Annotated in this window: 11 protein-coding genes; 8 read left to right on the forward strand and 3 right to left on the reverse strand. The window is 46.6% G+C overall.

What is annotated here, in order from left to right:
• Nucleotides 1-49: 49 nt before the first annotated feature.
• The 4 genes from A7Z06_RS09715 (at nt 50) to A7Z06_RS09730 (ending at nt 5001) form a co-directional block, all read left to right on the forward strand.
• Nucleotides 50-640, forward strand: coding sequence for a fimbrial protein (locus tag A7Z06_RS09715; protein ID WP_000644765.1), 591 nt, complete (start codon nt 50-52; stop codon nt 638-640).
• Nucleotides 641-697: 57 nt separating this feature from the next.
• Nucleotides 698-1402, forward strand: coding sequence for a fimbrial biogenesis chaperone (locus A7Z06_RS09720; protein WP_000760903.1), 705 nt, complete (start codon nt 698-700; stop codon nt 1400-1402).
• A 61-nt stretch (nt 1403-1463) separates the two neighbouring features.
• Nucleotides 1464-3950 (forward strand): fimbria/pilus outer membrane usher protein, encoded by a 2487-nt coding sequence (locus A7Z06_RS09725; RefSeq protein WP_001086635.1) that lies wholly within the window; start codon nt 1464-1466, stop codon nt 3948-3950.
• A gap of 4 nt (nt 3951-3954) precedes the next feature.
• Nucleotides 3955-5001 (forward strand): fimbrial protein, encoded by a 1047-nt coding sequence (locus tag A7Z06_RS09730; protein ID WP_128568110.1) that lies wholly within the window; start codon nt 3955-3957, stop codon nt 4999-5001.
• 53 nt (nt 5002-5054) lie between these two features.
• On the opposite strand, the gene A7Z06_RS09735 is transcribed toward A7Z06_RS09730, so the two are convergent.
• On the reverse strand, nt 5055-6260 hold the full coding sequence (locus A7Z06_RS09735; protein ID WP_000921647.1) for a nicotinamide mononucleotide deamidase-related protein YfaY: 1206 nt from the start codon (nt 6258-6260) through the stop codon (nt 5055-5057).
• Between the two features lie 99 nt (nt 6261-6359).
• Complete coding sequence (locus A7Z06_RS09740; RefSeq protein ID WP_000712688.1) at nt 6360-6902, reverse strand: YfaZ family outer membrane protein; 543 nt, start codon at nt 6900-6902, stop codon at nt 6360-6362.
• Nucleotides 6903-7180: 278 nt separating this feature from the next.
• Between A7Z06_RS09740 and nudI the strand changes: the two genes are divergently transcribed.
• Nucleotides 7181-7606 carry a nucleoside triphosphatase NudI gene (gene nudI / locus A7Z06_RS09750; protein WP_001249882.1) on the forward strand — a complete coding sequence of 142 codons (426 nt, stop codon included), beginning with the start codon at nt 7181-7183 and terminating at the stop codon, nt 7604-7606.
• A gap of 38 nt (nt 7607-7644) precedes the next feature.
• Here nudI and ais read toward each other — a convergent pair whose 3' ends face one another.
• Nucleotides 7645-8247: a lipopolysaccharide core heptose(II)-phosphate phosphatase Ais gene (ais, locus tag A7Z06_RS09755; protein WP_000879241.1), complete on the reverse strand. Its 603-nt coding sequence runs from the start codon at nt 8245-8247 to the stop codon at nt 7645-7647.
• Between the two features lie 316 nt (nt 8248-8563).
• Between ais and arnB the strand changes: the two genes are divergently transcribed.
• The 3 genes from arnB to arnA are packed head-to-tail and all read left to right on the forward strand — an operon-like array spanning nt 8564 to nt 12651.
• Nucleotides 8564-9703 carry a UDP-4-amino-4-deoxy-L-arabinose aminotransferase gene (arnB, locus tag A7Z06_RS09760; RefSeq protein ID WP_024165213.1) on the forward strand — a complete coding sequence of 380 codons (1140 nt, stop codon included), beginning with the start codon at nt 8564-8566 and terminating at the stop codon, nt 9701-9703.
• 3 nt (nt 9704-9706) lie between these two features.
• Nucleotides 9707-10675: an undecaprenyl-phosphate 4-deoxy-4-formamido-L-arabinose transferase gene (gene arnC, locus A7Z06_RS09765; protein WP_000461630.1), complete on the forward strand. Its 969-nt coding sequence runs from the start codon at nt 9707-9709 to the stop codon at nt 10673-10675.
• Nucleotides 10675-12651 carry a bifunctional UDP-4-amino-4-deoxy-L-arabinose formyltransferase/UDP-glucuronic acid oxidase ArnA gene (arnA, locus tag A7Z06_RS09770; protein ID WP_000845071.1) on the forward strand — a complete coding sequence of 659 codons (1977 nt, stop codon included), beginning with the start codon at nt 10675-10677 and terminating at the stop codon, nt 12649-12651. Before arnC ends, arnA begins: the two co-directional genes overlap by 1 nt.
• Nucleotides 12652-12653: the final 2 nt, after the last annotated feature.

Below are 12653 nucleotides of genomic sequence, written 5' to 3' on the forward strand. Positions count from 1 at the left end.
ATATTAAAAATATAATATTATTCCATTCATCAATATAAAAGGAACTTAAGTGAAAGCAAAAATTCTCATTCCATCGTTATCTGTTCTCCTGATGGGTATATCGGCTTTAAGTTATGCGGACACTCCCGCCGGTAAAGTTCATTTCAATGGGCTAATTACTGCATCAACTTGTGACTTAGAGCAAGGTACAGGCAAGGGACAGAATGACCAGACCGTAACGCTTCAGACAGTGGACGTTGCTGATTTTGGCGCTGCTGTAGGTAATGAAGCAGCAAACTCTGCAACAGATTTTAATATTAATCTTACCGGTTGTACGACACAATTAGGTAGCATCAACCTTGAATTTAGCGGTAATACCACCGATGCCACCGATAATACAGCCCTGGCAATTGACACCGGTGCAGATAAAGCAACAGGCGTAGGGATTCGTATTTATCGTGAAGGTGCTTCTTCACCGATTAATTTTGCTACTGATCGTACCGATGCAGAAAGCTCTGCGGTAACACTTTCATCCATTAGCCCAACCAATGGTGATGGCAAGCATAGCTTTAATTATAAAGCGGTTTATGTCAGAACAGCAGATACAATTACTGAAGGTCAGGGTAACGCGACTGCGGATTATCGTATCGCTTACTATTAATGATATATTTCAAAGGGGTGAAATTACTACACCCCTTAATTACTAAAGTAAAAATGCATGAAAAAATACTCTTTATTACTGATTGTATTATTTGCCAACATTGCTTACGGGGGAGTGGTTATTCGGGGAACAAGAATTATTTACCCGTCCACGGCGCGGGAAATCCCTGTAGAAGTGACGAATCAAGATAAAGAGCGTTCATACCTTGTTCAGGCCTGGATGAGTGACTTTGCCAATGATGCAAATAAGAAAACGCCATTTGTACTCACTCCGCCGTTAGTTAAACTGGAAGCTCAGAAAAACACGCTTTTCCGCTTAATCTATACCGGTACGCAAAAATTGCCGGAGGATCGTGAATCCATTTTTTGGCTAAATGTAAAATCCATTCCTGGGATGTCAGAAGAGTCTTCACAGGTGCCGAATCAACTGCAATTTGCCGTTCAGAGCCAGCTCAAAGTTTTTTATCGTCCGCTGGGGCTTGCTGATGATGCCAATACCGCCTATAGCAAAATCGCTTTCCGGATACAAGGCAACAGGCTAATCGCCAAAAACCCAACACCTTACTTTGTCACCTTCCGCACTCTGGCAGTGAATGGTAAGCCCGTATCGTATAAAGGAAACGGCGTTGTGAAAATGATGCTCAATCCATTTGGCGAGCAAACATATACTCTGACCGCATCCTCTTCTGAAAACAATAGTGTTGAATGGTCAGCAATAAATGATTACGGCGGTACGACAAATACCATAAAGACCCGGTTATAAGCGCAATAGATTGTTCAGGAAAACAACAGGAATTATCTCGTACAAGGAAAGTAATAATAACATGAACTCCTTACATCTATTTTGTTTGCATGTTGTTGTAACAATAGTGCCATTGACACTGTTACAAAACAGTTACGCCCGCGAGGTGTTTAATTACAAACTTTTAGAGTCAGGGGCTTCAGAAAGCGAACTGGAAGCCATTAAAAATTTTGACAAAAATGATGGCCTGGTGCCCGGTAAATATCGGGTCGATGTTTTTATGAATAATCAACGCATTACACGTAAAGATATTGATTTTGTCGTTGATGATAAAGCGAACAAACTCTTACCTGTGTTAAGCAAAAAAGAGTATATCGCTATGGGGGTTGCCAATAGCCCCTCCGCGTCATTTGCCACGCTGGCAGATGACGATATCGTGACGAATTTAGAAAATTATATTCCCTTTTCATCAGTGCGCTTTGAGCAAAGTTCGCTGCGCCTGTATCTGTCAGTTCCACAACTGGCGATGAACAATGCCGCAAACGGGTATATTGATCCGGTTTTATGGGATAATGGATTGCCTGCGTTGTTTACAAATTACTATTTTAGCGGCTCACATAATTGGCAAGATGGTCGTTCAGATAATAGTTCATACCTTAATCTGAATAATGGTATTAATCTTGGCCCCTGGCGTTTAAGAAATAACATTAATTACAACGATGGCACCTGGCAAAATATTGATACCTATATCTGGCGAAATATCCCTGCGTTAACCAGCAAACTCATTCTTGGCGATACCTGGACAGATTCAGCCGTTTTCGATAGTTTCCAGTTTCGTGGGGTAAAACTGGAAAGTAATGAAAATATGCTTCCTTACAGCATGAGAGGTTTTGCCCCCGTTATTCGCGGCGTTGCCAAAAGCAATGCGCAAGTGACGATTCGACAAAATAATTATATTATTTACCAAAGTACGGTATCCCCAGGTCCTTTCGAATTACATGATGTCTCTCCTGTTTCTTCTGGTGGGGATATGGAAGTCACGGTAAAAGAATCTGATGGTAGCGAACAAAAATATATTCAGGCATCAGCTTCAATTCCTGTCATGCGCCGAGAAGGAGCCATGTCTTATAGTTTATCTGGCGGAGAATATCGCTCATCTGATAACTCCCATGATAAACCCGGCTTTGCTCAGGCGACGCTGATTTACGGTTTACCTGCAGGCATTACCCTCTATGGTGGCACAATTTTTGCCAGTGATTATCGTTCTGGCGCATTAGGCGCAGGTGTCGATTTACAACACTTTGGCTCGCTTTCAGCAGACATTACTCGTTCATATAGCCAGACGGTTGATGACAGTTCACAACAAGGACAATCTTACCGATTGCTTTACTCGAAAAATTTCTCCAGCACTGAAACGAATATCACGCTTGCTGGCTACCGTTATTCCACAGAGAATTTCTATACCTTTAGCGAAGCACAAAATAATAAAGAGTATGATGAGGACGACGCGTTTTCATACCGTAACAACTATAACCGCCATCGTCGGTTACAACTTACCATTAATCAGGCGATCCCCTCGTTTGGTCAGTTCAATATTTCGGGCTATCAACAAGATTATTGGGGACTCGGGGGTAAAGAGCGCAGCCTCAGCGTAGGGTATAGTCATAGTTGGGAAAATGTGAGTTTTAGCCTAAGTTATTTACTGACACGAATGCCAGACAATAATAAGAACGATCAACAACTCTCACTTTCTGTCAGCGTTCCACTAGGAAAATGGTTACCTGGTGCGCATGTTAATTACAATAACACCAGCAGTAATAGCGGTCACACTTTAAACAGTGTGGCGCTTAACGGTACTGCGCTGGAAGATAATAATCTCAGTTATAGTCTGCAACAAAGTCATGGCGATCAAGGTTATGGTGGCAATACGTCACTCAGTTATCGCTCCAGTAAAGGCGTAATTGGCGCAGGCTGGAACTATGGTCAGGATCAACGGCAATTAAATTACAATATGCAGGGCGCAATTGTTCTGCATCCGTATGGATTAACCCTTGCTCAGTCTTTAGGTGAATCATCGATTCTGGTGCGCGCCCCTGATGCCAGTGGGCTGGGCATTAACAGAGGAACGTCGGTTTATACCGACTGGCGAGGATACTCCATCATCCCTTACGCATCAGCATTTCAGCGCAACCGTATCGCCATCAATACGCAAACCTTGCCGTCAAATGTTGAAATACCGGAACCGGTACAAGAAGTTATTCCTACGGAAGGCGCATTAGTCGTAGCCAATTTTTCAACGCGATATGGTCAGAAATTACTTTTAACCTTAATGCATAAAGACAAATTTGTTCCCTTTGGAGCCGTAGTCACTGCTAAAGATGAGCAAATTTCAACCCTCGTTGGGCGAAACGGTGAAACGTATTTATCCGGCGCACAAGCTAATCAAAAATGGCAAGTCAAGTGGGGAAAATCGGCCACTGAAAGTTGCCAGGTTCGTATATTACCAGAACTACTTCAGACACCGCAAAACATGACTAATCTTATTATTGCCACCGCAGCGTGTGATTAACATCATGAAGATAAAAATCATCAGTACTTATAAAGTTACAAGTCGTGAAGCGTTATTGCTGCTGGTTATTTTGATAGCAGCCTTTGTTCCTTCTCTTAGTTTCGCTAAAACATGTAGCTACACCAGTGGTGGACCGGCATTAGTTTCATTTTCTGATATTTCGATCAATTCTGAATACAATAAAAACACAGCGCCAGGAACCATAATTTTTGATCGAAGTTACCATTCCAGTCACTCAGGACAGATCACATGCTCAGATAATTATCCTGATTACAGTGAAGGGTTTGCCACTTCTCCTTCAACTTTAGTCGGCAGTGATATCTGTTTATTCAATGTGCCTTTGACTAATGGAAAAAATTCTGGCGTCGGCATTAAAATATTTTACGATTTAAAGAATAATAATACCACCCCAAACAATTACTGCATGGAATACCCTAAACGCACCAGCACTGCAAATAAAAACAACTTCTCCGTTGAGGGTAATTTCCGCATACAATTAAAAGTCATCGGAGAATTACAGGGTGGTGAAATTGATTTATCTCGTTTTAGTAATGCTGGCATTTGGTGGAATAATATTGAGGCATTTTCTCTCGAATTTAGCAACACCATTATTAATCTTCACTCATTGAGCTGCGACCTGAACACGCCTGATGTTCCAGTTTCATTATCACCCGCCGCAGGAATTAATTCCGACACCACCTTCAAAGGGATTAACTCCACTTCGGCGCTGGTAGATTTTAATATCGGACTAACGTGTGATCCGGGAACCAATGTCGCCATACGTTTTGAAGGCGATACGGTAAGTGGAAGTAATAATTCAATCCTGAAGCTAACTCAACAGAATAATTCTGCCTCTGGGGTTGGCGTACAGATCTTAGATAAGAATAAAAATATTATCCCCCTTAATCAACCTGATTACGTTTTACAGTTAAGTAATATTCAGCAATCAGCCACGTCGTTGAATTTTAGTGCGCGATATATTCAGACAGAAAGTAATGTAACGCCAGGAAAAGCGGATGCGGATGCGACATTTTATCTTTCGTTTCCGTAATGAACAGCAATAAACCCGCGAACAGGTGCCGGAAGCATCCGGCACCTGGACTATTATTGCGGCGACAGTCTCAGCGACTCAACAACCTCAATCCAGCCATGCTCACTGGCGATGTTCTGCCCGTTCAGCCAGCGGCGCAGCATATTCAGTGCCATCATTGCGCACACTTCCTGACGGATAGCCAGGCTGTAGCGCGTAGTGCTGAAACGCACACGCAGAGCGAAAGTGCCGTCTGGTGTGGCTAGCGCAAAGTTGAGATGCTCGTTCTCGAAACCAGAAACAGCCAGTGCCAGCCCGGCAAAATGGTTGGCCCGCCGTTCTGTAATCCAGTGTGCAGTTTGCGCCAGAGTTTCTTCCTGTGAAGGAACCACTTCACATGCCAGTAATGGCGCACCTGCGCGCGCGAGTTGCAAAGCCAATAAACCACCGGTGAATTGCTCACTCAACGTCAGGCTGAACTGGCGACTTTGCAGTTCGCGACTGATTTGTGCAGGCAGTCCTTCTGTGCCTTCGAAAATCATGCTCTGCCCGGCGACGCGTTTAACGTCCAGCCACAGTTTTTCCATCGCCTGTTGCTCGCTTGCCGGTCCAGTGAGTTTCAGTTCAATAATCGGCATGGAAGAGCGATAGCCCATCGTCACACCTGGCGGCAGTTGCAACATATCCAGGCTTTGTGCCAGATCGCTTTCCGAACGACCAAAAGTGGTCAGCCGCAGACAAACCGGCGGCTGCGGCAAAGAAAAACGCTCGCGCAGGCGCGGCAGGATTTCATGCTCCACCATCACCTTAAACTCCGACGGTACGCCGGGGGTAAAGAATATCAGGCAACGGTTAAGCTGCACGGCAAAACCACAAGCGGTGCCTACCGGGTTATTGATAAATTCAGCACTGGCTGGCAGCTCCGCCTGTTTGCGGTTGCTCGGCGCCATTACGCGACCACGTTCGCGGAAATAGCGTTCCATCTCATTGAGCCAGGCTTCATGAAGAACCAGGCTTTCACCTTTGGCTGTCGCTGCGGCGAGTGCGCTTAAATCATCACTGGTCGGCCCCAGTCCGCCATTGACGATCAGCACATCGGCGTGCTGACTACGTTCGCGCAGAATGGTCACTAAATCATCAAGGTTATCGCCCACTGTATTGCGGCGAGATAATGGCAATCCCTGATGAAAGAAAAAATCCGCCAGCCAGGCAGCGTTAGTGTCAACGATTTGCCCGTGTAACACTTCATCCCCGGTGGATAACATTTCCACTTTTAACATGGTTATCTCCTGCTTTTGTTATCGAATCACTATAACGCAAAGGGAGATAAGGCGTAGTAAGAAACTGAATGGCGCGGCAGAACGCCGCGCCGGAAGGCATCAGAAACTGGCGTTAACACCGACATACGGGCCGTCAGCCACGGCGTTGTCGCGGTTACCGTCTTTACCCGACAGATTCAGGTAGCGATAACCCGCCTCAATACTGACTGGACGCATAATGGTGTAACGCGCGCCAGCATTCGCTTCTTCATAACTTTTAATACCACTGGAGAGCGAATCCGGAGAGTAGTAATACTCACCAAACAGACGGAAGCTATCGCCAATTTGCCACTGCAAGCCACCGCCTACCGCTGCGGCATAACCTTCATCGCCGTCGTTCGGGTTGGTGTAAACGCCTTTACCGCCCACAGTTGCCATTAACGGTCCCAGCGGCAGATTCAATCCCAGACCAACGCCCGCGACGTCACCGTCGTCATCGTTATGTGTCCAGTTACCGCTTAATGCCAGACCGGTCGATTCAGTACCGAAACCGACGCCAATATTGGTATATTCTTTTCCCGCCTGACCGCTAATGCTTATCGCATTTGCCGATGCAGAAACCAATAGCATTCCAGCCAGAACTGGCAGCGCAAATTTTTTCATTTTTACCTTTTCCCGCAAGAAGATAATTAAAAGTCCCCAAAGCTGCGGGATTGTACTGCCTGACACAGAGGATTCAATGCGTGAAAAAAGCGATCTGCTAACTTATTGTAACTAAATACTTCTTGAATAATTAAGTGCAGAAAAAATAGCCACCAAAAAGATGAAACCAAAAAAAACAATCACCATGATTATCATCGCAAAAAAGACCAATGCCACTTTCACGCGTTGATCCATTGCCGTATTCTTTTGTTTTATTTTTGGTGGTAAGGAATATTCCCATGCGGCAACGGACTATAGTTTGTCCCTTAATTCAAAATGATGGTGCTTATCTGCTGTGTAAAATGGCCGACGATCGCGGCGTTTTCCCCGGACAATGGGCGCTGTCTGGCGGCGGCGTAGAACCCGGTGAGCGCATTGAAGAAGCATTACGTCGTGAAATCAGAGAAGAGCTGGGCGAGCAACTGATTCTTACTGACATCACGCCGTGGACGTTCAGTGATGATATTCGCATCAAGACATATGCAGATGGCCGCAAGGAAGAGATTTATATGATTTACCTGATCTTTGACTGCGTCTCTGCCAACCGTGAAGTGAAAATTAACGAAGAGTTTCAGGAATACGCATGGGTAAAACCTGAAGATCTTGCTCACTATGATTTGAATGTCGCCACTCAGAAAACATTACGTTTGAAAGGTCTGATGTAACAGTAATGACAGCCATTATTGGCTGTCATATTAACAAATCACCGATTAACAAACTCACCATCCAGTAAAACGTTGCCTTTTTCCACATGCATTACCAACCCATCCAGATAATCTGGTTTAAATGTCACGTTTCGTTTATCTTTTGCGACATAGGTCAGACAATGGTTATGGGTGAAAATAACGATATTTTTATCTGGAGCTTTGCTTTGCAACTCCTTAATTGTGCTATAAATCTCATTTCTACATTGTAAAAACCGTTTATCTACCGTCAGTTTTTTTCCAGCAGAAAACCAGGTCGCTGATTGAATAGTCCGAACGGCATTACTGGAATAAAGATCGAAATCAGGGATGTCCGCGCTAAAAGCTTTGCCCAGTTCACGGGCATTCTGAGCACCTTTCACCGTAATGCCTGTTTTGTCTGACAAGCATTGATTAGAGGAGCGATCGCAGCGTTCCGCATGGCGAAACAGAACCACAACCGGGTGCTGCTGCGCTAATCTGGCCAGCGTTTTATTGTCGATACGCGGCAAACCATTACTGCTCCAGGCAGCATGTGTACCCAGCCCCACAATCGCCCCAAGCGCCAGTAAAATGTAGATATATTTTTTAGACTTCAACGAAGTCCCACTAAAAGCTAACACTTAAGCTCCACCTATAGACAAGCGTAGCCAGCTAAATGACCGCGAAAACAAACGACATTTTCACCGGTAAATAGTGGCTGGGATAGTATTAAAACATTACGATGCACGCAAAATGCCTTAAATCTTGTCAAATTAAAAGCCTGAATAAGATACAAAAACAAAAAAAATAATATTTAAGCCTTATATTCATTCCTTAAGGTTAAATTAATATTCTACCCTTAGAATTTCATTCCAAATGGCAAAATACACATAACGTTCCCTATGACAGATATTAGCGAATAACAGGGAAAGGTATTCAATGGCCGAAGGAAAAACGATGTCAGACTTTTTACCTTTTTCGCGTCCGGCAATAGGCGCGGAAGAACTCGCTGCAGTTCAAGAGGTTTTCGAATCCGGTTGGATAACCACTGGCCCGAAGAATCAAGCACTGGAAGCGGCCTTTTGCCAGTTGACAGGAAATCAACATGCCATCGCAGTCAGCTCGGCCACTGCTGGAATGCATATCACGCTGATGGCGCTGGGGATTGGCGCTGATGATGAAGTCATCACCCCCTCCATGACCTGGGTTTCAACCCTCAATATGATCTCCCTGTTGGGCGCAACGCCGGTGATGGTGGACGTTGATCGCGATACGCTGATGATCACGCCTGAAGCGATCGAAGCGGCCATTACGCCCTACACCAAAGCGATTATCCCGGTGCATTATGCCGGAGCGCCAGCAGATATTGACGCCATTCGCGCCATTGCTGAACGCCACGGTATCGCGGTCATTGAAGATGCCGCCCACGCCGTCGGTACGTATTACAAAGGTCAGCATACTGGTGCAAAGGGCACCGCTATTTTTTCGTTTCACGCCATCAAAAATATTACCTGTGCGGAAGGTGGCCTGATTGTTACTGATAATGAAAATCTTGCCCGCCAGCTACGGATGCTGAAATTTCACGGTCTGGGTGTCGATGCCTATGACAGACAAACCTGGGGCCGTGCACCGCAGGCTGAAGTCTTAACGCCGGGCTATAAGTACAATCTGACCGATATTAACGCCGCGATAGCTCTGACGCAGTTGAATAAATTAGAGCAACTAAATACTCGCCGTCGCGACATTGCCCTGCAATATCAGCAAGCACTGGCAACTCTCCCTTTCCAGCCTTTAAGCGTTCCTGCATGGTCACACGTTCACGCCTGGCATCTGTTTATCATTCGTGTTGATGAACAACGTTGTGGTATCAGCCGCGATGCTCTGATGGAAGCGTTAAAAGAAAGAGGCATTGGAACCGGGTTACATTTCCGCGCCGCCCACACGCAAAAATATTATCGCGAGCGTTTTCCCACGCTGTCGTTACCGAATACGGAATGGAATAGCGAACGCATCTGTTCGTTGCCGCTGTTCCCGGATATGACCACCGCCGATGCCGATCGCGTCATCACTGCCCTTCAGCAACTCGCAGGACAATAAGCCATGTTTGAAATCCACCCTGTTAAGAAAGTCTCGGTGGTTATTCCCATTTATAACGAGCAGGAAAGTTTACCGGAATTAATCAGGCGCACCACCGCAGCTTGTGAATCACTGGGCAAAGAGTATGAAATACTGTTGGTTGATGACGGCAGTAACGACAACTCCGCACAAATGCTGGTCGATGCCTCACAAGCGGAGGGCAGCCATATTGTGTCTATTTTGCTTAACCGCAATTACGGACAACATTCGGCAATTATGGCGGGATTCAGTCACGTTACCGGCGACTTAATCATTACTCTTGATGCCGATCTCCAGAATCCACCAGAAGAAATCCCCCACCTGGTGGAAAAAGCCGATGAAGGTTACGACGTGGTAGGGACTGTGCGCCAGAATCGCCAGGACAGCTGGTTTCGTAAAACCGCCTCGAAGATGATTAACCGGCTTATCCAGCGCACCACCGGCAAAGCGATGGGCGACTACGGCTGTATGCTGCGCGCTTATCGCCGGCATATTGTCGATGCGATGTTGCACTGCCATGAACGCAGCACCTTTATTCCTATTCTGGCGAATATCTTTGCCCGCCGCGCCATTGAAATTCCGGTGCATCATGCCGAGCGTGAGTTTGGTGAATCCAAATACAGCTTTATGCGCCTGATTAATTTGATGTACGACCTGGTGACCTGCCTTACCACTACGCCGCTACGTATGCTGAGTCTGCTCGGCAGCATTATTGCGATTGGCGGTTTTAGCATCGCGGTGCTGCTGGTGATTTTACGCCTGACCTTCGGACCACAATGGGCGGCTGAAGGAGTCTTTATGCTGTTTGCCGTGCTGTTTACCTTTATTGGCGCTCAGTTTATCGGCATGGGCTTGCTCGGTGAATATATCGGCAGGATCTACACCGATGTCCGCGCCCGCCCCCGCTATTTTGTTCAGCAAGTTATCCGTCCATCCAGCAAGGAAAATGAATAATGAAAACCGCCGTTTTTGCCTATCACGATATGGGATGCCTGGGCATTGAAGCCTTGCTGGCTGCCGGTTACGAAATTAGCGCCATTTTTACTCATACCGATAATCCTGGCGAAAAAGCGTTTTATGGTTCGGTGGCTCGTCTGGCGGCGGAAAGAGGCATTCCGGTTTACGCGCCGGATAACGTTAACCATCCGCTGTGGGTAGAACGCATAGCCCAACTGTCACCTGATGTGATTTTCTCTTTTTATTATCGCCATTTGATCAGCGACGAGATTTTGCAGCTTGCTCCCGCAGGCGCATTTAATCTGCATGGTTCGCTGTTACCGAAATATCGTGGTCGCGCGCCGCTGAACTGGGTGCTGGTGAACGGTGAAACGGAAACGGGCGTTACATTGCACCGAATGGTGAAACGTGCCGATGCCGGGGCCATTATTGCCCAGCTACGCGTTACCATTGCGCCGGATGATATTGCCATTACGCTACATCATAAATTGTGCCACGCCGCGCGTCAGTTACTGGAACAGACGTTACCCGCTATTAAACACGGTAATATTCTGGAAATCGCCCAGCGTGAGAACGAAGCCACCTGTTTTGGTCGCAGAACACCTGAGGACAGCCGCCTCGAATGGCATAAACCGGCTTGTGAACTCCACAACATGGTGCGTGCCGTTGCCGATCCCTGGCCTGGCGCCTTTAGCTATGTTGGCAATCAGAAATTTACAGTCTGGTCGTCCCGCGTTCATTCCCTTACTACTGCCGCACAGTCGGGCAGCGTGATTTCTGTTTCACCGCTGTTGATTGCCTGTGGTTATGGCACGCTGGAAATCGTCACCGGACAGGCGGGCGACGGCATTACCATGCAAGGCTCACAATTAGCGCAAACGCTGGGGCTGGTGCAAGGTTCACGATTAAATAGCCAATCAACCTGCGCTGCCCGACGCCGTACCCGGGTACTCATCCTCGGAGTGAATGGCTTTATTGGTAACCATCTGACAGAACGCCTGCTGCGCGAAGATCATTATGAAGTTTACGGTCTGGATATCGGCAGCGATGCGATAAGCCGTTTTCTGAATCATCCGCATTTTCACTTTGTCGAAGGCGATATCAGTATTCATTCCGAATGGATTGAGTATCACGTCAAAAAATGTGATGTCGTCTTGCCGCTGGTGGCGATAGCCACACCGATTGAATATACCCGCAACCCGCTGCGCGTATTTGAACTCGATTTTGAAGAGAATCTGCGCATTATCCGTTATTGCGTGAAGTACCGTAAGCGAATCATCTTCCCGTCGACTTCAGAAGTTTATGGGATGTGTAGCGATAAATACTTCGATGAAGACCATTCTAATTTAATCGTCGGCCCGGTGAATAAACCGCGCTGGATTTATTCGGTTTCAAAACAATTACTTGATCGGGTGCTCTGGGCGTATGGCGAAAAAGAAGGTTTACAGTTCACCCTCTTCCGTCCGTTTAACTGGATGGGGCCAAGGCTGGATAACCTGAATGCGGCGCGAATTGGCAGTTCGCGCGCTATTACGCAACTCATTCTCAACCTGGTGGAAGGTTCACCGATTAAGCTGATTGATGGCGGAAAACAAAAACGCTGCTTTACTGATATTCGGGATGGCATTGAAGCGTTATACCGCATTATCGAAAATGCGGGAAATCGCTGCGACGGCGAAATTATCAACATTGGCAATCCTGATAACGAAGCGAGCATTGAGGAACTGGGCGAGATGCTGCTGGCGAGCTTCGAAAAACATCCACTGCGCCATCACTTCCCACCGTTTGCGGGCTTTCGGGTTGTCGAAAGTAGCAGCTACTACGGCAAAGGATATCAGGACGTAGAGCATCGTAAACCGAGCATCCGCAATGCCCACCGCTGCCTGGGCTGGGAACCGAAAATTGATATGCAGGAAACCATCGACGAAACACTGGATTTCTTCCTGCGCACTGTCGATCTTACGGAAAAATGATC

This window comes from Escherichia sp. MOD1-EC6819 (assembly GCF_002965765.1).
In the GTDB taxonomy this organism is placed as follows: Bacteria; Pseudomonadota; Gammaproteobacteria; order Enterobacterales; family Enterobacteriaceae; genus Escherichia; species Escherichia ruysiae.

Bases quoted from the DNA above. Each gene is read 5' to 3' on its own strand.
- A7Z06_RS09720 (WP_000760903.1), top strand. From the start codon at position 698: ATGAAAAAATACTCTTTATTACTGATTGTATTATTTGCCAACATTGCT.
- A7Z06_RS09725 (WP_001086635.1), top strand. From the start codon at position 1,464: ATGAACTCCTTACATCTATTTTGTTTGCATGTTGTTGTAACAATAGTG.
- A7Z06_RS09730 (WP_128568110.1), top strand. From the start codon at position 3,955: ATGAAGATAAAAATCATCAGTACTTATAAAGTTACAAGTCGTGAAGCG.
- A7Z06_RS09735 (WP_000921647.1), bottom strand. From the start codon at position 6,260: ATGTTAAAAGTGGAAATGTTATCCACCGGGGATGAAGTGTTACACGGG.
- A7Z06_RS09740 (WP_000712688.1), bottom strand. From the start codon at position 6,902: ATGAAAAAATTTGCGCTGCCAGTTCTGGCTGGAATGCTATTGGTTTCT.
- nudI (WP_001249882.1), top strand. From the start codon at position 7,181: ATGCGGCAACGGACTATAGTTTGTCCCTTAATTCAAAATGATGGTGCT.
- arnB (WP_024165213.1), top strand. From the start codon at position 8,564: ATGTCAGACTTTTTACCTTTTTCGCGTCCGGCAATAGGCGCGGAAGAA.
- arnC (WP_000461630.1), top strand. From the start codon at position 9,707: ATGTTTGAAATCCACCCTGTTAAGAAAGTCTCGGTGGTTATTCCCATT.
- arnA (WP_000845071.1), top strand. From the start codon at position 10,675: ATGAAAACCGCCGTTTTTGCCTATCACGATATGGGATGCCTGGGCATT.